16 protein-coding genes, 1 tRNA gene and 1 pseudogene are annotated in these 23,137 nt (G+C 49.1%); 14 read left to right on the top strand and 4 right to left on the bottom strand.

All coding sequences use genetic code 11. From position 1 onward, the window contains the following. The 14 genes and pseudogenes from tssC (at position 1) to B1H58_RS09685 (ending at position 19,885) form a co-directional block, all read left to right on the top strand. Positions 1-1,500 carry a type VI secretion system contractile sheath large subunit gene (gene tssC, locus B1H58_RS09620; protein ID WP_085069786.1) on the top strand — a complete coding sequence of 500 codons (1,500 nt, stop codon included), beginning with the start codon at positions 1-3 and terminating at the stop codon, positions 1,498-1,500. Positions 1,501-1,685: 185 nt separating this feature from the next. After that, positions 1,686-2,171, top strand: coding sequence for an Hcp family type VI secretion system effector (locus B1H58_RS09625; protein WP_085069788.1), 486 nt, complete (start codon positions 1,686-1,688; stop codon positions 2,169-2,171). A gap of 167 nt (positions 2,172-2,338) precedes the next feature. Beyond that, positions 2,339-2,809: a type VI secretion system lipoprotein TssJ gene (gene tssJ, locus B1H58_RS09630; protein ID WP_237172471.1), complete on the top strand. Its 471-nt coding sequence runs from the start codon at positions 2,339-2,341 to the stop codon at positions 2,807-2,809. 2 nt (positions 2,810-2,811) lie between these two features. Then, complete coding sequence (gene tssK / locus B1H58_RS09635) at positions 2,812-4,158, top strand: type VI secretion system baseplate subunit TssK (protein ID WP_085069792.1); 1,347 nt, start codon at positions 2,812-2,814, stop codon at positions 4,156-4,158. Further along, on the top strand, positions 4,158-5,525 hold the full coding sequence (tssL, locus tag B1H58_RS09640; protein ID WP_085069794.1) for a type VI secretion system protein TssL, long form: 1,368 nt from the start codon (positions 4,158-4,160) through the stop codon (positions 5,523-5,525). The genes tssK and tssL overlap by 1 nt, the downstream gene beginning before the upstream one ends. Positions 5,526-5,572: 47 nt before the next feature. Further along, positions 5,573-9,370, top strand: coding sequence for a type VI secretion system membrane subunit TssM (gene tssM, locus B1H58_RS09645; protein WP_237172472.1), 3,798 nt, complete (start codon positions 5,573-5,575; stop codon positions 9,368-9,370). Between the two features lie 28 nt (positions 9,371-9,398). Continuing rightward, positions 9,399-10,088, top strand: coding sequence for a T6SS protein Cts1T (locus B1H58_RS09650; protein WP_085069798.1), 690 nt, complete (start codon positions 9,399-9,401; stop codon positions 10,086-10,088). Between the two features lie 27 nt (positions 10,089-10,115). Next, positions 10,116-12,778: pseudogene (locus tag B1H58_RS09655) on the top strand (type VI secretion system Vgr family protein). Positions 12,779-12,846: 68 nt separating this feature from the next. Next, on the top strand, positions 12,847-13,110 hold the full coding sequence (locus tag B1H58_RS09660; RefSeq protein ID WP_085069800.1) for a PAAR domain-containing protein: 264 nt from the start codon (positions 12,847-12,849) through the stop codon (positions 13,108-13,110). A 4-nt stretch (positions 13,111-13,114) separates the two neighbouring features. Continuing rightward, positions 13,115-13,957 (top strand): TagK domain-containing protein, encoded by an 843-nt coding sequence (locus B1H58_RS09665; RefSeq protein ID WP_085069802.1) that lies wholly within the window; start codon positions 13,115-13,117, stop codon positions 13,955-13,957. Positions 13,958-13,974: 17 nt separating this feature from the next. Further along, complete coding sequence (locus B1H58_RS09670; RefSeq protein ID WP_085069804.1) at positions 13,975-14,772, top strand: type VI secretion system accessory protein TagJ; 798 nt, start codon at positions 13,975-13,977, stop codon at positions 14,770-14,772. Next, positions 14,759-15,250, top strand: a complete 492-nt coding sequence (locus B1H58_RS09675; protein WP_085069806.1) for a type VI secretion system baseplate subunit TssE — start codon at positions 14,759-14,761, stop codon at positions 15,248-15,250. Before B1H58_RS09670 ends, B1H58_RS09675 begins: the two co-directional genes overlap by 14 nt. Positions 15,251-16,389: 1,139 nt before the next feature. Next, entirely contained in the window at positions 16,390-16,998 is a 609-nt protein-coding gene (locus tag B1H58_RS09680; RefSeq protein ID WP_085069808.1) for a helix-turn-helix domain-containing protein, read from the top strand. 25 nt (positions 16,999-17,023) lie between these two features. Next, a complete protein-coding gene (locus tag B1H58_RS09685) occupies positions 17,024-19,885 on the top strand; it encodes an autotransporter outer membrane beta-barrel domain-containing protein (protein WP_085069810.1) in 2,862 nt (953 codons plus the stop codon). A 325-nt stretch (positions 19,886-20,210) separates the two neighbouring features. Here the strand turns inward: B1H58_RS09685 and B1H58_RS09690 are convergent. From B1H58_RS09690 to cutA, 4 genes are all read right to left on the bottom strand, one after another. Beyond that, positions 20,211-20,286: transfer RNA gene (locus B1H58_RS09690), tRNA-Phe, on the bottom strand. Between the two features lie 109 nt (positions 20,287-20,395). After that, positions 20,396-20,974: a division control transcriptional repressor DicD gene (dicD, locus tag B1H58_RS09695; RefSeq protein WP_085072279.1), complete on the bottom strand. Its 579-nt coding sequence runs from the start codon at positions 20,972-20,974 to the stop codon at positions 20,396-20,398. A gap of 75 nt (positions 20,975-21,049) precedes the next feature. After that, on the bottom strand, positions 21,050-22,789 hold the full coding sequence (locus tag B1H58_RS09700) for a protein-disulfide reductase DsbD (RefSeq protein ID WP_085069812.1): 1,740 nt from the start codon (positions 22,787-22,789) through the stop codon (positions 21,050-21,052). Beyond that, the gene (gene cutA / locus B1H58_RS09705) at positions 22,765-23,088 is read right to left on the bottom strand and encodes a divalent cation tolerance protein CutA (protein WP_085069814.1); all 324 of its coding nucleotides are present in this window, start codon (positions 23,086-23,088) and stop codon (positions 22,765-22,767) included. The genes B1H58_RS09700 and cutA overlap by 25 nt, the downstream gene beginning before the upstream one ends. Positions 23,089-23,137 lie beyond the last annotated feature (49 nt).

A 23,137-nucleotide genomic window follows, 5' to 3' on the forward strand; every position in this document is an offset into this window, starting at 1 on the left:
ATGGCTACCCAAGCAGAAACTTCAAAACAGACAGCCATGAAGGAAGCGTCGCATAGCGATTTCAATGCGCTGTTAACCCGTGAGTTTAAGCCGAAATCCGAACAGGCGAAAACGGCGGTTGAACTTGCGGTTAAAACCCTGGCGGAACAGGCGTTAACCACGTCGATCACCATGGCTGACGATGCGTATAAGAACATCGCGGCAATTATCGCGGAGATCGATCTTAAGCTCTCCGAGCAAATTAACCTGATTCTGCATCACGAAGAGTTCCAGCGTCTGGAAAGTGCGTGGCGCGGTCTGCACTATCTGGTCTACAACACAGAGACTGATGAAAAGCTGAAGCTGCGCTTTATGGATATCTCCAAAGATGATCTGCGTCGCTGCATGAAGCGTTATAAAGGCATCGCCTGGGATCAGAGTCCGCTGTTTAAGCAAATTTATGAGGAAGAGTATGGTCAACTCGGCGGCGAGCCTTACGGGTGCCTGGTTGCGGATTACTATTTCGATCATAGCGCGCCGGATGTGGATCTCCTCTCGTCTATTGGCAAAGTCGCCGCTTCCGCTCATATGCCATTTATCACCGGGGCCGCGCCGTCCGTGATGCAGATGGATTCCTGGCAGGAACTGGCTAATCCTCGCGATCTGACGAAAATCTTCACCCAAAACCTGGAGTATGCGGCATGGAATTCGTTGCGTCAGTCTGAAGATTCCCGTTATATCGGCCTGGCGATGCCGCGTTTCCTCGCTCGCCTCCCATATGGCATCAACACCAACCCGGTGGATGATTTCAACTTTGAGGAAACCACTGACGGTGCCGATCATAGCAAATACGCCTGGGCTAATGCCGCGTATGCGATGGCGGTAAATATTAACCGTTCGTTCAAGTATTATGGCTGGTGCACCATGATTCGCGGCGTTGAGAGTGGCGGTGTGGTGGAAAACCTCCCTTGCCACACTTTCCCGACTGATGACGGCGGCGTAGATATGAAGTGTCCGACAGAGATCGCAATTTCTGACCGTCGTGAATCCGAACTGGCGAAAAATGGTTTTATCCCGCTGGTGCATCGTAAAAATACGGATTATGCGGCGTTCATTGGTGCGCAATCGCTGCAAAAGCCAGCTGAGTACTACGATCCGGACGCCACGGCAAATGCCAATCTGTCTGCCCGTTTACCGTACCTGTTCGCTTGTTCACGCTTTGCACATTATCTGAAGTGTATCGTGCGCGATAAAATTGGCTCCTTTAAAGAGCGTGAAGATATGCAGCGATGGCTGAATAACTGGATAATGAATTATGTGGATGGAGACCCTGCTAACTCTTCTCAGGAAACCAAAGCACGTCGCCCACTGGCGGCAGCGGAAGTGGTAGTGGAAGATGTTGAAGGTAATCCGGGTTATTACCAGGCGAAATTCTTCCTGCGTCCACATTTCCAGCTGGAGGGGCTGACCGTTTCTTTACGTATGGTCGCGAAATTACCTTCACTGAAAAATGTTGCCTGATATGGGAAATTAAACCAAAGAATAATTACCTTATTATTCTTTAAAGATGCGGATGCGTCGGGGATTATTGCGCTCCGCGAAAAAGTCAGGAATTAATTTTTCATTAATTAAGTTATATTTCTGACGAAACTTTACCGTTGCACATTGTGTAACTTTATCCAATGAGAGCTGAAAAAGGAAATATTATGGCTCAAGATATGTTTATTAAAATTGATGGCATCGAAGGCGAATCTCTGGATGCTACCCATAAAAATGAAATCGAAGTGCTTTCATGGCATTGGGCCAGCAGCCAGCACGCTAATATGCACAGTGGTTCTGGTGGCGGTTCTGGTAAAGCGACCGTTGAAGATTTCTGCTTTGAGCATTACGTTGATAAAGCCAGTACCAACCTTTTAAGCTACTGTTTGTCTGGTAAGCATATCAAGGATGTTCAATTTGTTATGCGTAAAGCGGGTGGCGATCCTCTGGAATACCTGACCATTAAATTCACCGATGTCATTATCACTCGTGTTGAAACCGCAGGCTCCAGCGCAGATGAAACACGTCCGCGTGAGAGAGTAACCTTTGCATTCACCAAAGTGACTCAGGACTATGTCATGCAGAATGCCGAAGGCGCTAAATCTGGCGTTATCTCAACAAGCTACGATGTTAAAGCTAACCTGCGCAGTTAATCCTGCCCGGTAAGTAATGAATTTTGCCGCTTCGGCGGCAAAATTCTCATCAGCTACATCGAAAAAACCGTTTCATATTATGAAAAAATAGCGTGGTCAGGGATATGTTTTGCAGAACAGAAATCAACCAATATCGGCCGAGGATGCTACAGAGGCTGGCAGCAATTGTGTTGGCAGTGGTTCTGGTTTCCTGTAGCAGCAATAATGAGAAGAAAACAGCGGCCAGTGAAATAAAAATAAATCTAATTGCAGACAAAGATATTAACCCGAACGCCAGTGGTCATCCGGCCCCGCTAAGTATTTTTATTTATAACATCAAGGAAGCGGACGTTTTCAGTAATGCTGATTTTTTTGAAATTATTGATGGTAACAGCAAATCTTTGTTGTCCGCTTCATCAAAAATCTATGAAGCGATATTACAACCTGGGGAAGCACGCACTATTTTTATTGATCTCAATAACGATACGCGAACCCTGGGGTTTATTAGCGCATATCGCAATCTCAACGATTCGGTCTGGTTAGCTACGTGGGATTTACCAAAGAAGACATCGTGGTGGGAAAAAGTCTTTAGCGACGATTCGCTTGAGTTGAATGCGCACTTTCATAAAACAGCAATGACAATTAAAAAAGTGGATTAACCATGAGAACAAACAAAGTCGTCTGGAGCGAAGGATTGTTCCTGCGTCCTCAGCTTTTTCAGCAGCAAGAACGTTACTTTGAATATTATGCGCATAAGCGAGCGTCGACATTGAGTCCATTTTTCTGGGGATTCTCGCAGTACGAAATCGACCACGAAGCGCTGACTTACGGCAAACTTGTACTCCGTACCGCCCGCGGCGTTCTGCCGGACGGCACGCCGTTTGACGTACCCGACCACGCCGACTTACCGGAACCGCTGACTATTTTGCCTGAACATCTTGGCAAGATGCTTTATCTGGCGGTTCCGCTGCGTCTTGATAACAGCGATGAAACCATCTTTAGCCAGCACGATGCCAGTTCACTGGCGCGTTTTCGCGCCCAGGAAGCGGAGCTTTGCGATACCAATGCTATTCGCCAGGGGCCGAAGCCGGTTCAACTGGCGATGCTTCGGCTGAAGTTGGTTTCGGAAACTGAGATGACAGAATCATGGATCGGTCTGCCCCTGGCCCGGGTAAAGGCTATTCAGCCGGACGGCAGCATACTCTTGCATACGGATGATTATATTCCGCCTGTGACCGGATATGCCGCAAGCCTGCTGCTCAGAGAGTGGCTGACCCACCTTAACGGCCTTGTAAAAATGCGTGCTGAGATGCTGGCGAACCGCCTCTCTACCTCGGATGGCAAAGCCAGCGCCAGCGCGGAAGTCGTGGACTATCTGCTGCTGCAAATTTTCAATAAATATGAGCCGATTCTGGACCATTTACGGCATATCCCTGAAATGCCGCCGATCGTTTTGTATGAAGAACTGGCAAAACTGGCGGGTGAGCTTTCAACATTTGTCCGTACCAAAACGCGTCGTCCGAAAACGGCGCCCGGCTATGACCACGCCAGGCTGTATCCCTCAATTCGCCCGCTGGTGGATGACGTTCATGATTTGCTTAACCAGATCCTGGTACGGGCAGGGCAGCTTATCGACCTGCACGCGAAAGGTAATGGCGTCTGGTCCGCTTCGATTCTGCCCCATGAACTGCAGTCGTTTTCAAACCTGGTGCTGGCGGTGCATGCTCAGCTGCCAATGGATGTCCTGCACCAGCAGTTTCAGGCTCAGACCAAAATCAGCGCTCCGCAACAACTCCATGAACTGGTTCGCTCGCACTTGCCGGGGCTGATATTGCAGGGACTGCCGGTACCGCCGCGCCAGATCCCTTACAGCACGGGTTATGTCTATTACGAACTGCTTAAGAGCGGTCCTTTTTGGGATAAAATTTCGACGACCGGAGCGCTGGCATTACACGTTGCCGGTGAGTTCCCGGGCCTGAAAATGGAACTTTGGGGTATCCGGAGCTGATGAAAGACGATATCAACCCGCAGGGAGCGAATGCTTCAGAGAATGCTCACGACGAGAATGCTTCGCCGCAGGCGATGGGGAAATTTCTGCTGGATGATCAGGGCGACTGGATACAGGATCCTGAAGCAGCGCCCGGCAGTCGTAGCGATATGGCCGGTATGCACCAGCAGCCATTTAAAGATGACCGCTCCCTGCGAAGCGAAAGCGTACAGCAACGTGTATTAAGGGTAAAAGCCGCCAGGAACCCATTACTGGAAGCCGCTCAGCCGTTATTGCGCGCGCTGAGTGATATGCCTGAACAGATTAGCGACATTTCCCAGGTTGAACTCCTGAAAAACATGCTTAAAAGCCAGATTAATCTTTTCAGCATTGTCTGCGATGAGGTCAATATTCCCTGGAAAAAAATGGCTATTGTTCGCTATTGCCTTTGTACCGCGCTTGATGAAGCCGCTCACGCAACCCCATGGGGTCTTGAGGCTGGCTGGTCACAGAGCAACCTGTTGAACTACTTTGAAGGAGACAACGACGGCGGAAATAAATTCTTCCTGTTGATTGGGCGTCTATCGATGAATCCCAATGAGTTCGCTGACGTGCTGGAGGTGCTGTTACGCATTCTCGGCCTTGGTTTTGAGGGACGCTACAGCATTATTGAAGACGGCGACCGACAGCTAACCAAAATTCGTCAACGTTTACTGACGCTGATTCAAAGTACGCGCAATACCACGCAATCGATCTTATCACCGCATGGGCTACAGCCGCCAGGTCCGGTGCTACGTGAAAAAAACATCATCCCGGTTCGGCTGACAGCCCTGTGTGCGGGCGTGCTGATTGCATCTACTTTTATCTGGTTTAAGTACTCACTATTGAAACGCCTCGACGGTATCACCAGTGAGATCTACGCCATGCACAATATCAAAGTCACCACGCCACAGCTCAAAATACGTCTCAGACTGGCTGTCTTGCTACGCAATGAAATCAAGAAACAACTGCTCAGCGTTGATGAAAACCAGAAGCAAAGCAAAGTGGTACTAAACGGAGATTCGTTGTTCCTCTCCGGCTCCACCTCGGTGCAACCAGAGATGGCGAAGATCATTAAACGTGTCGCCCACGAAGTTCGCCGCGTGAATGGTGAAGTACTGATTGTTGGCCATACCGATGCTACGCCTATTCATCGTCCGGGATTGCCCAATAATATAGTACTGTCGCAAAAACGTGCAGCAGAAGTGGCTCGCTATTTTATTGCCGCAGGCCTGCCAGAGGACAAAGTAAAAGTCGAAGGGGCGGGCAGCAGTCAGCCGCTGGCATCTAATAATACTGCTCAGGGACGGGCGAAGAATCGCCGCGTAGAGTTTTTTGTCACGTATTAACGAGAACAACAATGCCTTATTTTAATAGAATCTTTGCGGCACGATTTTTGAAAACGCTGCTGATTGTATGTTGTATCGGGTTATTAATCGCCGCTATCTGGTTTCTTGGACCCTTTTTTGGTTTTGGCGATTCTCGTCCATTACAGAGCGTTGAATCGCGTGTGGTTTTTATCCTGCTGGCCGTGCTGTGTTTGGTTATTTTCTGGTTACGCTGGCCACTATTTATCGCGATAACCGCAACGCTGTGCGTGATGGTTTGGGTCTTTGGCCCGTTCCTGCTGGCGGGTGAAAACCATCCTCTGGCACCGGTGAGCGTCAGGCTGGCGATTATTGCGATTTTTCTGGCCGGTGCACTACTGTATGGCCTGTGGTTGCTTCTGCTGGCATTAAAAGATAATCCGGCGCTGTTGGATAAGTTTGCTCGCCGCAAGGCCCCTGCTGCGGAAAGCGATACGTCCGAAATCTCTGCGGTTATTGCCAGCGCTATAGATTATGTGAATAAAAGCTGCAGCAATCTCTCTTTCTTTCAGCGTGTGATTTTAGCGCGTAAGCCCCTGGATCTTTTGCCGTGGTATATGGTTCTCGGTACACAAGGTGCGGGTAAGACTTCTGCAATTCTGGGGGCAGGGCAGAATTTCCCGATGCCCGAGCAACTGAATCAGGTTGGAAAGCCGGCGCAGCAAACACGTAACTGCGAATGCTGGTTTACTAATGACGCGGTCTATGTTGATACCTCCGGAAAATACGTTAGCGAGCCGGAAGCAAATATCAACGAATGGCACGCAATACTCAAAGCCCTGAAAAAATATCGTCCTGTCAAAGCGATAAACGGAGCGGTAGTGACATTTACTGCTGCTGATGTGCTGGAGCGAAGCCAGGCTGAGTTGTTTGAACTGGCAGCAAGCCTGCGTGCCAGAGTGGATGAACTGCGCCAGACGCTGGGCGTACGTTTCCCTGTGTATGTCATGGTGACCAAGCTGGACCAACTGCCGGGATTTGCTGAGTATTTCAGGATATTAACTGAGCAGGAACGCGAACAGGTCTGGGGAGTAACTTTTCCATATGGCGATGCCAGAACGGCGTCAGTCGGTGAACTGAACGATCAGATAAAAGAAGAATTTTCTTTGCTTGAGGATCGTATTGAGCGGGACATGATCGTTCGCCTGCAGGAAGAGTATGACAACCGCGATCGCAAGAAGATGTATGCACTGCCGCAGGATTTCCTTCTGTTGTCAGAGCGGGTAGCTGAGGTTGTTCACAATATCTTTTTTGCTTCCCGCTACGATGAAACGCAAAGCTATACACTGTTGCGCGGCATCTATTTTTCCAGCAGCCATCAGCCTGTAGGATTAAGTCTGCTGAATAACCAGAGCATCATGCATAAATGGTCAAACTACGTTGAGGGCAAAACGCCAACGGCGGTGGCTTCGTTAACTGCCCAGCCGGAAGAGAGTAATTTTTTAATCAATAACGTGTCGTACGGTCGTCAGTATTTCCTCAAACAGCTGTTTAGCGAAGTGATCGTTAAAGATCTGGGGCTGGCGCGGTATAACCTGGCGAATGAATCGAAATATCGCCTGCAGCGTTTTTTGGGGCATACGTTCTCTGTTTTACTGGCTTTCATACTACTGAACGGTTTCTGGAATAGTTACCAGTATAACAACGATTATCTGGACGCAGTGGATACGAAAGTCATTACGCTGGGTAGCGAAGTAAAACGTTTTGTCGATACCACAGCGGACAACTTGCTGCCGCGCCTGCTTACACTTTCGCAATACCTGCCGGAATATCGCTCGCTGGATGTATTTAATCCGCCGCTCAATTGGCGCTACGGCCTTTATACCGGTGACGAAGTCGCCAGGGCTTCTGATTCGTTATATCAGTTTTTCCTGCAACGACTGCTATTGCCGCAGATTGAACACCAGGTGGCTCTGGCGCTTCAGGAGACGATTGATAACGGTAATTCCGAACAAATTTATCGTCAATTGAAGATCTATCTGCAGGTATACGGGCAGGGTGAATTCGATAAGCAGTACATGATCGACAGTATTACCCATTTGTGGGAAATAACGAATAAGCTTCAGCCCTACGAAGAGCGCCGAATTTTTATCTCACACCTGAATAATCTTTTTGATTCTCCTGAGTGGAGACGCTTCGGGCAGGAGCCGGATGAAGGGTTAGTGAAGTACGCTCGAGCCATGCTCGAACGTGAGGATCTGGCCAGCCGTTTGTACGAACGCATTAAAGACTCGGTGGCGCAGGATGTGCCTGCTGATTTGACGTTAAGTGCGATGGCCAAATCACGCGGCGGAGAGTTATTTTCGCCGCTTGACGAAAATGGAACAACGGTTATTCCCGGTCTTTTTACCCATGCCGGTTATTACGAGGTGTTTAAAAAAAAAATGGGTCCCAACCTGATTCCGCTGGTTCGTGAGGATGCGTGGGTGTTGGGTAAAACGGAGGCTGACAACGCTGTCGCGCCCGTTATGCAGGTCAAAATGACTAACAGCGGCGCCCTGGTTAATCCCGTACAACAAAAGATCCTGACGCTCTATTTGAATGAATATACGCGGCACTGGCAGGATTTTCTGGGCAATATCCGCATCAAAATGCATGCGTTGTCTTTAGACTATGGTCATGCAGGTATGACGGCAGATATCTATATGCTGCGACAGTTGAGCGCCTCGGACTCGCCGCTGGTTAACTTCATTACCCGCGCAGTGAGCGAAACCACGCTGATTAGTAAAGAGAATAAAACGCTGCTCGATAATGTCAGCAACAAGGGGCAAATCTTAAATGCGGCCGCCAAAGTGAATCTGGCCTATGCGGCGATGGAAAAGAAACTGCTTCATGAACGGGTAGATAAACATTTTGCCCCGCTGCGTGAGTTTGTGACCGGAGCCCGCGAGTCGGCGGGCGAAGCCTCTCCAGTGGGGGGCGGCGCGGAGCTGAGCAAGCTGATGGGTGCGCTGAGCGAGCAATACACCTTGTTCGTTATCTATAACGATGCGCTGAAAAATGGCAATGCGATAGCACTTTCCGATTCCGTGCGTCAGCTAAGTGCAGAATCACAAACCTGGCCCGATCCGCTGCCAAACTTGATTGCGCCATTACTGGAAGGCGTGTGGCATCGGGCGAGTGAGGAAGCCGTTGTCAGAAGTAATCAAGATATTGAAGAGAATATTGGCCGGGTATGTCACGCTACTTTGCAGGGGCGCTATCCCTTTGCGAATAGCCAGCGAGATGTGAAGCTCGCTGATTTCGAACGTTTCTTTGCCACTGGCGGACTGGTGGACGAGTACTTCAAAACTAATCTGGCGAACATCGTGGATACTTCATCACGGCCATGGCGCTATAAAGGCGATGTGGCGGATAGCGCAAGCACCCTGGATATGTTCGAAAGAGCAGCGGAAATTCGTAATGCTTTTTTTCAGGACGAAGGTGGGCGTCGTCTTTCGCTCACTTTTGATGTTTCGGTGCCTTATTTAGAGCCAGCAATTACGCAGTTGAATATGAATTTCGACGGTAAGCAAGTGAATTATGCGCACTGGCCTGTTTCACCAGTTTCGGTTATTTGGCCTACGTCGCATATGACCTCAAGAGTGACACTTAATGCCACGCCACGTGTTGCATCAGGAGGTTCATCGTTAATGTTCACCGGCCCGTGGTCCCTGTTTCGCTGGATAGACAGCGCCAGTGATATTGTGGCAACCCATTCCGGCGAGATGCAGTTGGTATTTGATTTGGATTCACGACGGGCAAATATCGAAGTCACAGGGTTGACCTATAAAGACCGGCCTGTAATGGAATTGCTGAAAAATTTCCGCTGCCCCAGCGATTATTAAAAATTGGCGGCTATACACAGAGGGAACTATGTCGATACGCCTGTGTTTACTTGTCGATGAGTCGTGTGCAGGGCAATTTCGCAGGTTGAGTAAAACGCAGCGCGAAGTGCGCTCGATTATTACGCAACAAATACTGCCAGGCATCGGATCCTCAATACTGGATAAATATTTGCCGGAGCATTATCCGTGGTGCTTTGTTATTTCTGCTGCCTCGCTTCGAAAAAGGCATTACTGCGTCGGCGCGTTTATGGTACTGCCGGATAAACACGGGAAAAAGTTACTTGTTGTTGTTTATAGTCCGGTCTCTTATTCATGGTTGAAAAAAAATATGCATGTTGAATTTCCGCTGACATTCTGGGCTTCAAGGATCTTAAATATGGCACCGAAAAATAATCTGGTGAAAAAAGACTGGCAGCTATTATGGCAATGGGTGAAGGCACTCGGACGGAGTTATTCCCCATGGCGGGAAAGAGTGTTGACATCAGCGTGGCAATTTAAAAGTCAATCTCAGATGTTACTCAGGGAGGGGTCGCAGGAAGACTATTGCATTCGAAATAACGATGGTGTCGAGATTATGCCGTGGAAAAACTGGCCTGACTGTATTCAACAGGATGCAGGCATCTGGGTTTGGCGGCAAAGCCGACACGGGAAAATATTGGATTCTCGGAAAATTTCGTTACGGCGTGCTGAGGCTAAATTGCCTGAGGCATCATTTTAAGCTACTCACAACGCATCAGGTGATCATATGTCACGAACAATTAAATTAAGTAGCCCGGCGATGCCACTGCTGCTTGGAGAGCCAGCGTTGATAATTTCAAAGCTGGATGGTGAAGAATCGCTTTCTTCGCTCTATTCTTACCTGATTACTGTCAGGACACCTTCTAATCCGCTTATTCCCTGGCAGGAAGCGTCGAATGTCGATTTGAAATCCTTAATCGGCAAAGAGATGACTGTTGAAATTGAGCTTGATGGTAATGGGCTTGGGGATATTACTGGCATTGGCAAAGGTATCCGTGAAATATCCGGTATAGTGCAAAGAGCGCGCTATATTGGTCGCGATGGCTATCAGGCTCTTTATGAAATTATCCTGCGTCCCTGGCTTCATCTTGCGGAATTAACTACTGACTTTAAGATTTTTCAGCAGAAATCGGTGGTAAATATTATCGATGAGGTATTAGGCGATTATAACTTCCCCTTTGAGAAACGCCTGTCAGGAAGCTATCCGCTGCTTGATTTTCAAGTGCAGTATGGAGAGACGGATTTCGATTTTATTGAAAGACTGATGGAAGAGTGGGGGATTTACTGGTTCTTTGAACACAGTAAAAAAGTCACAAGCTAATTCTGGTGGACAATGTCGGTGCGCATAAGCGTTTTCCAGGCGAAGCCTACCACGTTATTCAATATGCTTCCGACAATCCGAAGATGGATGAAGAATACATTAATCAATTCCATTTACAGGAAACGATTACTTCTGGGAAGTGGGTAACTAATGATTATGACTTTACTAAATCCCGTGCCGATATTATGGCGCTCGACAGTAAACCGCGGAAGACCAGTTTTAATCAGATGGAAATCTTCCACTGGCCGGGAGACTACGAGCAACCTGCTGTTGGCGAGCACCTGGCAAGAGTACGCATGGAAGAGCGCGGAGCGTTAGGTTCGCGCTGCGAAGGTTCTGGTGAGTTACGAGGTATAGCCTGCGGTTGCAGTTTTGAACTCGTGAATTACCCCGTCGAAAAAGCGAACCGTGAATATCTGATAATGCGCAGTCATCTGTTGGTGGAGGAAATTAACCAGCTTTCTTCGCAGGATGAATTCCGCTACAGCTGTGATTTTACCGTTCAGCCAATGAACAAGATTTACCGTCATCCCGTGACTGTGGCAAAACCAAAAACCAGTGGCCCACAGACGGCAATCGTTGTTGGGCCTCCGGGCGAAGAGATCTGGACAGATAAATATGGTCGCGTGAAAGTCCGTTTTCTTTGGGATCGCTACGGTAAGAATCGCGAATTTGATTCCTGCTGGCTGCGCGTCAGCCAGGCATGGGCAGGGAATAACTTTGGCGCAATCTATATTCCTCGTATTGGTCACGAAGTAATTGTCGACTTTATTAATGGCGATCCTGACAGGCCCTTAATCACAGGCAGCCTTTATAACAACGTAACGATGCCGCCGTGGGACTTGCCAGCTAACGCGACGCAAAGCGGGCTTATCAGTCGTACCGTTGGCGGTGGGCTTAGTAATTACAATGGCATTCGCTTCGAAGATAAAACGGGTCTGGAGCATTACTGGGAGCAGGCTGAACGGAATATGTCACGTCTGACCAAGCAAAACGAAGTACAGACCATTGGGATGAACTCTGATGTCAATGTCGGCCTGTCGCGCAATCTGTTTGTTGGCGGTAACTATATGTCTGAAGTTGTCGGTAATAGCAGCGCCATAATTGGCGCTGCGTTGGCGATTCAGGTTGGTGGAAACCAGAGCGACAATGTTGCAGGAGCGAAAGGGATTAATGTCGGTGGTGCCTTTATGAATACCGTCGGAGGATATCACTCGCTTTCCGTCGGCGGTGCTCATCAGGTGAACGTGGGAGGCTATCACTCCCTTGCCGTAGGCGGTGCGAGCACCATGGTCGCAGGCGGTGCAATGACACTCACTGCGGGAGGGGAACTGGTTATTGCAGCGAATAAAATAAAAATTATCGGCTCCAGCCAGGTGATCATCGAGGGAGGAGAAGTCGATATTAATCCCGGTGATAGCGGCGGCGGCGGCGGTGGCGGCGGTGGCGGCGGCATGATCGGTTTACCGGGATTGCCGGTCATTCCTACGCTGTTTGGCGTGATTATCCCATTACCGCCTATACCAATACCAACTCCGACCGTGACGCCGACCGAGACGCCAACCGTGACGCCAACGGAGACGCCAACGGAGACGCCAACCGTGACGCCAACAGAGACGCCAACGGAGACGCCAACGGAGACGCCAACGGAGACGCCGACGGAGACGCCGACCGAGACGCCAACGGAGACGCCAACCGAGACGCCGACCGAAACGCCAACGGAGACGCCAACGGAGACGCCAACGGAGACGCCGACCGAGACGCCAACGGAGACGCCGACGGAGACGCCGACCGAGACGCCAACGGAGACGCCAACCGAGACGCCGACCGAGACGCCAACGGAGACGCCAACCGAGACACCAACGGAGACGCCGACCGAGACGCCAACGGAGACGCCAACGGAGACGCCAACGGAGACGCCAACGGAGACGCCAACGGAGACGCCGACCGAGACGCCAACGGAGACGCCGACGGAGACGCCAACCGAGACGCCGACGGAGACGCCAACCGAAACGCCAACGGAGACGCCGACCGAAACGCCGACCGGTAGTGAAACCATTGAACCTTAATTGTTTATTGAACTCAGTGGCGAGTCGCTTGCGCCCTCGCCATATTATTCCAACAAGGAGAATTAATAATGCAAAACGCAGGACGAGTAGGTGATGCCACCTCGCATGGTGGCGCGTTATGTTCTGGATCTAGAAATGTCTATATTAATGGCCTGCCCGCCGCAATTGCCGGAGCAAGCGTAGCCCCTTGCGCGCTGGGACACGGAGCCGCGCCCGTCGCGTCAGGATCTGGCTCGGTTTTTATTAATGGTTTACCGGCAGCTCGTCTTGGTGATGTGACGGGTTGCGGTGCCGTTGTTGTGTCGGGGTCTGCTGATGTTTATATAGGCTGATGTCGTGAATATTCAATTTGAATGGCCCGCGTCGCAGGAAGCGATGAGTATTTCCAGATATCTGACCGCTGACAATGCTGTCACGTTTGATGCGGTCAATGGACATTTTAACTCTCATAATAGTCACTTGGGTCATGATGCCGTTGTTTTCTACTGGCACATGGCCAGGCCCGTAATGCTGAGTTTGTGCGCGGTGCATGTCTGTTATCTGGATGGTATTGAGGTGTCATACGGAAGTGTCCATCCATTACGCGAGGCAAGTAAAATTCAGATTGGGCACTTTAAGTTAGTTATAGTCGGCGAGGGGAATGACGAAATCAATGATCAGCCGTTCATTCGGCTTATTTATCCCAATGATGTTTGGCAGACGAGCAATAAAATTCCTGAAGTTGAGAATATTCTTCCTAACGGTGGGAATTACGTCAATGACCTGCGCTACTTCAATGACGTCATACTCGCTCAGAATAAAGGCGACGACATTCTGAAAATGCTGGAATTGGAATATAAGCGACTCCTGATCTGGCAGGAGCAGGATAGCGGGTTCTTTGACGGAACGTCTCATCAGACTAATCACATTATTAAAACGGACTATCGTTTTGAGGAAACTAGAGAGCAGCTCAAAGATAAAACGCTGACTGAATGTGTTGTTGACCGGAATTTTATGATGGAGAAAGTATGGCCGGAGCTGGAGCAGGGTGAGCAGTGGGATGAACTCTTCGGAGAAGAAGAAAAAACCGATCTTCTCCGCTCTTTATCTCCTGAACACATTGTTGCGAAAAGTAAATATAAAGTTCCTGAACTGGTATTTCAGGACTTCTACAAAGTGGGTCTGGACACTTATTATTAATCGAAGGAATCGATACTATGCAAAATTTTACATCTCTTACTCAAATGCTCAAAACTTCATCGTTGAACGAGCTGCAGGAACAGATTCTGGAGCAAGTTAAATCGCAGCCCCAGGATCTGAAAGCGCGAGAAGTGCTGTTCAAACTCTATTGTGTTAATGGCGCCTGGGATAAAGCGTTACTGCAGCTTCAAACGCTGGCTCTGATAGATGATGGGTTAAAAAGACAGACTGAACTTTACAAAAACCTGGTATTCAGTGAAATGCAGCGTCAGCAGGTATTAACCGGCGGGCGTCTGGCCGCAACCTTGCAGAATGATATGCCAGCATGGATGTTAAAATTACATGAAGCGAACGTGGAGCATTATCAGGGCAACACGGAGCAGGCAGTTATATTGCGCGAAGAAGCGTTTGGACTGGCACCTGAAAGCGCCGGAAAAAGCGAAACCTTAGGGAATTTTTCATGGATAGCCGACAGTGATGGTCGTCTTGGTCCGATATGTGAGTTTATTTGTGCAGGTGGATACCGTTGGCTGCCTTACTCTTCCATCCAGCAATTGATCGTATCCAAACCTGAAGATCTTCTGGATTTACTATGGCTGCCTGCAACGATAAATGCAGATGGTGAAACATACTCCGGTTATATCCCGGCACGTTATCCCGTTGAAAACGCAGATCCTCAGGATAATAAATTAGGATTAAAAACGGAGTGGCGGCAGTGGTCTGAAGTACTTTCTACAGGGAGCGGCAGGAAAGTTGTCATTACCGATATCAGTGAGCACTCAATTATGGAAGTTGGCGAAATTGTATTCGGATAATAAACGACAATATCTTCCCATCTTACTGGAGCGTCTCCAGGATGATGAGCCCAGAAGTCCTCACGATCGTGTCAAACCAATTGATATCAGAAAGATGCGCAGCATTGTTCAAAAGGATATTACCGATCTGATTAACCATACTAATATTGAAGATACACTGAATAAACGCCAACATAAGTTAGTTATGGAGTCGGTACTCAATTATGGCGTTTCGCCTTTGATCGGTAACATGGAGAATCATCATAACTGGAATGTAATAGAGAAAACTATTCGTGATGCAATTTTACGTTTTGAGCCTCGGATAATTCCTGAGACTTTTCTTGTCCGCTCTTTACAGGACAAAGATGGGCTGGTCCGGCATGCTGTGGTTCTTTTTGAAATCAGAGCGATGATTTATTGGCAGCCCAGACCAATTGATCTATGTATGAATGGTCGTTATGACTTTGAGTCCGAAAAAGTAGATCTGAAATTGCTTTGAGTACTTTTTATTTTCTCTTTTATCAGAATATTTCTGAGTTTTGAGCGATGTGATTAAGATTCTTCTTGATTGTTCATTCCAAAATAATTCTGAACTATATCTTCAGGGGTGATATTCCGAAAGAGATTTTTTCGAAATACACCCTTTACTAAATTTTTAAATTAATTATATGCTTATTGTTTATTTTCTTGGTTATAGTTTAAGATATAGTTATTTTTTATGTATTTATTTTATATATATTTTATCGTTATATATATAAGATGTAAAATAAGAACTATTGGATAAAGTGCCAGGTAGTAACGGTAAAAATAAAGAGATATTTTAAGCCTTTTCTTATAGTGTTTCTTCATCTGTTTTCTTATAATTCTCCTCCGTCTGTTATATATCGTTTCTGACCGTCCATTTTTTGCTGACTGGCTTTTGCTCTGCATGGAGTATTTGCTGTGCATGGAGTAACTGCAAGTCAATGGAAATTATAACGCATGGGTGTGATGTATGTTAAATACACTATTGATGGATTGAAACTTTTATTAGATATCCTAATTGATTTCCTTAAGCTTTAACCAGTCTGATGATGATCGTAAAGGGATGATTATTTTTTTATTGTCGTCAGAGGAAAAAACGTGATATTAGGTGTATCATTTTTCGCAATAACATAGTGACAATTCGTCCTTTTAATAAAAGCACTGTCACAATCTGAATGTTGCTTATTTTATAATTTGTAATTTCCGCTTTTTTATTTTTCTGATATGTTCTATTACTTTCTATGCCAAATGTAAACAGAGGACTATTGGACAGAATGTCAGGTAGTGAGGGTGAGAATAAAGAGGGATTTTGAGCCTTTTCTTATGATTTTCTCCGTCTGTCTCAATGTAATTTATGTCTCGGGCTTATTTAATTCAGTAGGTATGTTTCTGTTTGATGCCATAGTTTACTTTAACTATTTTAATATGTATGGGCCGCCATCATTCGGGGGGGGTAATTTAAATGGCCATTATATCGTGACCAAAAGAAGTTACGTTTGAATGGTTTGACTTAATAATTCGTTTCTGTTTGTTTATTTTAGTTTGCACTGTCTGGTTTTGGCTGTACTTGAGTAATTGTAAGTGGGTTGAATTTACAACGCATGGATGTGATGTATGTTGAATATATTATTGATGGATTCAAACTTTTACCTGAAATCAGGATTGAGTGCCTTAATTTTCAACCAGTTCACCGAAGCCCATAAAGAGGAGGTTCTTTTTTTATTACCATCAGAAGAAAAAAATCGTGATATTGCGGATATTATTTTCCGCGATGACATGGTGACAATCCGGATTTTCAATCAAAGAAGTATCTGCGCTAGCCATGAATCAGGCCGGGAAGGGGATGAAGGGATGACAATTCACGTTCCATTTATAACCAAAAACCTGACCCTGGATGAAATTTCCATAAAGATCGGCAAAATAATTTCCATAGCCAGAGCCGATTATAACTTGTTGGTTAACAGGGAAGAGACGTACTGGAATTTTGGCTTAAAAAAATATGCTCAGCTTTCAGATACTGAAAATGATGTAATGATTTTGGTTGGCCGGGGTTACGACAGTACTGATATATCAAGAATTCTGAATCGTTCACGGAAAACAATCAGTACTCACTACCGTAATGCCAGCCGCAAGATGGGAGCGGTTAACCGGGCGGAGTTTTACCGCTATGCCTCATTTATTGCAAATTGCCGTCGGGATGAAAGAAATACGCTTTGCCTGTAGTTGAACAACTTAAAAGGAATGGACTATGAATAAGGAATTAAATAACAAACGGCATTTGTATCTATCTTTGCATCGCCAACTGTATATTTTACCAGTTTATCTTGTCTCATGTTCATATGTCTGGGCAGTGAATACCGATACAATTATCGCTAATGGGACTGTACGCAAAATTGAAAATTTAACCCTTGGCAATGGCACTAACGGCACTTTTATTATTCAGGCAAAAAACGGCGCAGATTTAACTGCCAAAAATCTTGAACTGAATAGTTCCGGCATTCACGGAGGCGGAGCCTGGATTGATAATAGCAAGCTCACGGCTCAAGGGTTGCAAATGAATGTCACCGGTTCTCGGGGGGCCGGATTATATCTGGCAAACAGCAGTGTCGCCGCGATTGATAATATGACCATCACAGGCCAGGGAAGCGCGGATGGACTGGTGCTTGATGGTAGCTGGTCTGGCATGGGTAGCCTGGCAAAGGCAGATGTCACTGATGGGACGATTAAGATCGATTCTGGCGAAGCCATTCGAGCCAGCGCGGGCGAACTGAACTTAAAGAATGTGTCGGCCAGTACCCAGGGCAATAGCAGCTATGCAGTCAATGTTAACTCAAATGCAAAAGTCGTTATTGAGGGAGGAGATTATTCTACGCAGGGCACATATAGCGATGCAGTTTGGGTCGCCTCATCGGATTCCTCCGTTACAGTGGACAGCGCTACCATTACTACTCAAGGTGACCGTTCTAGTGCGGTTAATGCTCAGCGAGGCACAGCAAGCGTCACGAATAGCACTCTTGAAGCGCAAGGTGAAAATGCCTACGGATTGTATACCGAAAACCAGATTCAGGGTGATGGACTGGCGGTCACAACTTCGGGAACAGGTGGTGCGGGGATGTTTACGGCGCTTGGAGGGCAAGGGAGGCTGAATAACAGCACAATTGCAACGTACGGTAAGCTGGCTCCCGGCCTGCTGGTATACCCTGGTTCAAAAATCACCGCCAATAATGTGGAGGTCAATACCGCAGGCGATGAAAGCTTTGGGGTGTGGAACTACGCCGGCACACTGGATATCAGCAATAGTTTCATCTCCACTTCTGGCTATAGGGCTAGTGGATTGTTTGTGAATGGCTATTCCTCATCGCTGAAAAACGATGTATCGCTGGATAATGTGACACTTCGCGCAGATCAGGCACAGGCGATTCAAGTTGATACCTCCAATCTGTCGCTGGAAGTAAAGCACTCCATACTGACAGGAGGGAATGGTCAATTGATGACGGTCAGTAATTATGAAGACGCGCTCGATCCTGCCAATAATCTCTATAGCAACGTAACCTTTAACGCAGTAAACAGCACGCTAAACGGCGATATCTCTGTGTCAGATCCGGGTAACGCTGTAGTGGTGAGTCTTACATCTGGCTCGGTGCTGACGGGAGCGGTTACTCATACAACTTCTCTCGGGCTTGATGACAGTAGCCGCTGGAACATGAGCAACAGCTCAAGCGTCGGACAACTGATCAATAACGGCACAATTACATTTTCTGACGTAAACAAGTTCGACACCCTTACCGTAACGGGCAATTACGCGGGTGATGGTGGTCTGCTGGTGATGAATAGTGTGTTAGGTGATGACGGTTCACCATCAAACAAACTGATTGTCGGTGGGGATGTTCTCCAGGGAACAACCCGCATTTCCATTAATAATCTTGGTGGAGGTGGCGCGAAAACCATTGAAGGTATTGAAATTGTTGATGTTGGCGGTACTTCCATCGGCAGCTTTGTTAAGTCGGGCCGTATTGTTGCAGGGGCATATGATTACGATCTCGTTCGTAAGGGGGAAAGCTGGTATCTGACCAGCCAGTTAACGCCGGCTGACCCCGCGCCGGCACCAGTTTCCGAGTCGCCGGCTGCTATTCGTCCGGAAGGCGGAAGCTACATCGCAAATCTGGCGGCGGGAAATACCCTGTTTATGATGACGCTGCACGATCGACTTGGGGAGCCGCAATTTAGCGATGCGCTCCTGAGTCAGAGGGAAGTCACCAGCCTGTGGCTACGGCAGGTCGGCGGGCATAACGTGTGGCGCGACGGTAGCGGGCAGTTAAAAACCCAAAGCAATCGTTATGTGGCACAGCTGGGAGGAGATGTCGCGCGCTGGAGTACCGATGGTGCAGATCGCTGGCATGTCGGGTTTATGACAGGCTATGCCAATAGCCACAGCACGACAGATAGCCGCGTAAAAGGTTATCACTCGAAGGGCTCAGTTGAAGGGTATAGCGTTGGGGGTTATGCCACATGGTATGCGAACAAAGAAAACCATACAGGGGCCTGGCTGGATAGCTGGTTGCAATATAGCTGGTTTAATAATGAAGTAAGCGGCGAAGAACTGGCGGCTGAAACTTATAAGTCGCACGGGTTCACCGCTTCGCTGGAAGGCGGTTACACCTGGAAGGCCGGTCAGTTCTCGGGCAGCCATGGCACACTTAATGAGTGGTTTGTTCAGCCGCAGGTTCAGGCGGTGTGGATGGGCGTACGGGCCGACAATCACCGGGAAGCAAATGGCACCCGGATACGGGGCGAGGGCGACGGGAACTGGATGACCCGAGTGGGCATTAAAACCTGGCTTAACGGTCACCATGTGCGCGATAACGGCAAGCAGCGTGAATTCCAGCCTTATCTCGCACTGAACTGGTTGCATAACACGCGAAACTTTGCCACGAAAATGGATGATGTCCGGGTAAGCCAGGATGGTGCGACAAATCTGGCTGAAGTTAAGGTCGGGTTGGAAGGGAAAATTAACCCGCGCATGAATGTCTGGGGTAATGTCGGCGTACAGATAGGCGATGCTGGCTATAGCGACACTGCCGCGCTATTTGGAATGAAATATAACTTTTAACAACCAGCTCTTGTCATGCAGCAGTTTGATGACGATGAAAGGCGGGGCTGTATTCGATTTGAACAAGCACTGTCACCGGCCTGGTACTGGCTACGCTCAGATAGACTGGAATGCGCCTGAATTAGCTGTTGCCTGTTCGTCCGGTGGATATTAACCAGGGCAAAGGCTAATCAATCTGATGTTGAAAGAGAGTAAGACCTACCGCTCAGAGCGTATTTAAACAGCGCTTGCGTTGGCCCGGGGAGGCGAATAATCGAATGCGTTCGATGAGGAGTTCGTACGTAGAAAAGCAAAAACCCGCCTTATGGGCGGGTTCTTTAAATAGTGGTGCCCGGACTCGGAATCGAACCAAGGACACGGGGATTTTCAATCCCCTGCTCTACCGACTGAGCTATCCGGGCAACGGGGCGCATTAAACCGTAAAGGCTGATAAGCGTCAACGGCTTTCTGTGAAAAAGTTACGGAAATGCGGTTGATCGCCTGCTTTTTACCCATCCTGGCGAAAAATTATTAAGTTAATGCGCCATTTCGACGACAAAGCGCGATATGCAGCACATCTTCCGCCAGCCGACGGGCGATAGCCACATCCTGTTGGTTGCGTTTCACCAGCAGTTTGCTCAGACAGCCTTCCAGCACCAGCTCCATCTGGTCGGCCACTAGCGTCGGATTATCGGTGCCCAACAGCGTCAGCAGTTCATGGGTATATTGCCAGGAGGCGCGCTTTTGCTGTTCAGCCAGCTGATGCACCGGATGATCCGGCTGCGGATAAAAACTGCAGGCGGCAATAAATAAACAGCCCGGAAAGCGACCGTTGCCGACCGACTCTTCCAGCACTTTATAACGCGCCAGCAGTTTTTCCTCGGCGCTAAGGGTGTCATCCAGCAGGAGCTGACGACGCCAGCTATCGATCTGTTGACCATGATAGCGCAGTGCGTCATACAGCAACGCCTCACGGTCGGGCCAGAAACGTTTTAGTTGATCATAAGGGACCGCAACCTGACCAGCCAGCTCCTCCAGCGAGACGGTGCCCGCGAGACCATTATGTTCCAGTACGTTTAGTGCGTGGTCGAGTACCTGTTCACGTTGCACGTAAAACCTCTCCTGTAAGCGTTTCTCTGTCGGTAAATCGGCAGTCACGTTCATTGAACCAGACTCCAGTGTCGTTTACCGCGCCAGTTTCTGCAAATGCGCCTGAAACGCGGCGGCGTCCAGATAACCTGTCACGCGCGAGCCAGGGATCTCTTTGCCCTGTGCATCAAAAAACAGAATAGTGGGCAGCCCCAGCACCTGTAAACGCTGCAACAGCGCGCTATCCTGCTGGCTGTTGGCGGTAACGTCCGCCTGCAGCAGCACCATCGACATCAACGCCTGCCGCACGCCGGCGTCGCTGAAGGTATACTTGCTGAACTCTTTACAGGCGACGCACCAGTCGGCATACAGATCCAGCATGGTTATTTTGCCCTGCGCCTGCCGTAGCCGGGCATCCAGCTGTGCGACGCTGCTCACGCGAGTGAAGTTCAGATCCATATGCGCAGCGGCAGGTGTCTGCGTGCCGAAGGCCCATTGCTGCAAAGGCTGTGCGCTGACCAGCGCCGCCGCCAGCAGCAGCACCTGCGCCACGCGTAACCAGCCACGCCGCGCCTGCAGGCTGATAATAAATGCCCAGGCAAAAAAGCTGACTGCCAGCAGGCTCCAGAGCCGCAGCCCCCAGCTATCGCCAAGGATACGCTCCAGCAGAAACACCGGCAGCGCCAGAATGACAAAGCCGAAGCCTTCTTTAACCGTCTGCATCCACGGGCCGCTTTTCGGCAGCAGGCGACTGCCACACAGCGTAACGGCAATCAGCGGCAGGCCCATCCCCAGGGCGTACAGCCACAGCGTACCTGCGCCCGCCAACATATTGCCGCTTTGGGCAATATAAAGCAGGATGGCGCTGAGCGGCGCAGTGGTGCAGGGAGAACAAATCAAGCCCGCCAGCGCGCCCATCAAAAATACGCCGGGCAGGGAACCGCCGCGTTGACGGTTGCTCCACAGCGTCAGGCGCGTTTGCAGGCTGGCAGGCAGCTGCAGAGTAAAGAGGCCGAACATCGAGAGCGCCAGCAGCACAAACAGCAGCGAGAGCGTGATCAGCACATACGGATGCTGCAGCGCCGCCTGAAAGCGTAAGCCTGCGGCAGCAACCACCACGCCCAATAGCGTATAGGTCAGCGCCATGCCCTGTACGTAGACCATCGACAGCGCCAGCAGGCGGCCGCTCGATAGCTGACGGTTGCCGCCAAGAATGATGCCGGAAATCAGTGGATACATCGGCAATACGCAGGGCGTAAAGGCAACGCCAATACCAATCAGCAACGCCCACAAGGGTGAGAAGGGCAGCGGCGTGCTCTCCGTTAGCGACGTCGTGGCGGCAGAAGAGGTAACCGGCGCTGCAGCGTCGAAAGCGGGAGCTGGCTTCGTGGATGCCGCCGCTACCGCCGTCAGTGGAATTTCACGCGTTTCCGGCGGGTAGCAAAAGCCCGCTGCGGCGCAACCCTGATAGCGCAGCGTCACGCTGGCATTATCGCCTGCTTCAGCAATGGTTACCGGGATGGTCAGATCATGCGGATAGATTTCGCTCCTGCCGTAAAACTCATCCTCATGCGGCTGGCCCGTCGGCAACTGCAGCGGAGCCAGCTTCGCCTGCTTTGCGGTCAGGCTGATTTGCTGGCGGTAGAGGTAATAGCCTGGTTTCACCTGCCAGCGCAGCGTTAAACGATCGCCTTGCTGACTGAAATCAAAGGAGAAGGCCTCATTAACCGGCACAAAGCCGCTTTGTGAACCTTTATCAAACAGCCCGGCCTGAGCGGGCAAACAAAGAAAGGCGCTAATGAACAATAATATTATCGAAGCGATGCGCTGAGCCATGACAGGTAATCACTCTCTCCATGTTGTACCGGTAATACCAGCAGTTCAGGCGTATCGTAAGGGTGTTCCACTTTTAACAGGTCGATTAACGCCTGCTGATGGGTGACATCGCTTTTAAGCAGCATCTGCACTTCGCTGGCGCTTTCACGCTCTCCTTGCCATACATAGTATGAAGTGGCTCCCGGTAACACGGTTACGCAGGCGGCAAGCCGCGCCGAGAGCGCTTTATCGGCCAGCTGTTCGGCGGTGGCGCTGTCGGGGGCGGTACAAAGAACAATGACGGCGGTAGATAAAGTCATGGCTCGCTCCTGAGACTAAAAAAGCAATCATAGCATGGGGTGATGCGGA

The sequence above is a fragment of the Pantoea alhagi genome (assembly GCF_002101395.1).
Taxonomy (GTDB): Bacteria; Pseudomonadota; Gammaproteobacteria; order Enterobacterales; family Enterobacteriaceae; genus Mixta; species Mixta alhagi.

Coding starts and splice junctions, on each gene's coding strand:
- tssC (WP_085069786.1), top strand. CDS start 1: ATGGCTACCCAAGCAGAAACTTCAAAACAGACAGCCATGAAGGAAGCG.
- B1H58_RS09625 (WP_085069788.1), top strand. CDS start 1,686: ATGGCTCAAGATATGTTTATTAAAATTGATGGCATCGAAGGCGAATCT.
- tssK (WP_085069792.1), top strand. CDS start 2,812: ATGAGAACAAACAAAGTCGTCTGGAGCGAAGGATTGTTCCTGCGTCCT.
- tssL (WP_085069794.1), top strand. CDS start 4,158: ATGAAAGACGATATCAACCCGCAGGGAGCGAATGCTTCAGAGAATGCT.
- B1H58_RS09650 (WP_085069798.1), top strand. CDS start 9,399: ATGTCGATACGCCTGTGTTTACTTGTCGATGAGTCGTGTGCAGGGCAA.
- B1H58_RS09660 (WP_085069800.1), top strand. CDS start 12,847: ATGCAAAACGCAGGACGAGTAGGTGATGCCACCTCGCATGGTGGCGCG.
- B1H58_RS09670 (WP_085069804.1), top strand. CDS start 13,975: ATGCAAAATTTTACATCTCTTACTCAAATGCTCAAAACTTCATCGTTG.
- B1H58_RS09680 (WP_085069808.1), top strand. CDS start 16,390: ATGTTGAATATATTATTGATGGATTCAAACTTTTACCTGAAATCAGGA.
- B1H58_RS09685 (WP_085069810.1), top strand. CDS start 17,024: ATGAATAAGGAATTAAATAACAAACGGCATTTGTATCTATCTTTGCAT.
- B1H58_RS09700 (WP_085069812.1), bottom strand. CDS start 22,789: ATGGCTCAGCGCATCGCTTCGATAATATTATTGTTCATTAGCGCCTTT.
- cutA (WP_085069814.1), bottom strand. CDS start 23,088: ATGACTTTATCTACCGCCGTCATTGTTCTTTGTACCGCCCCCGACAGC.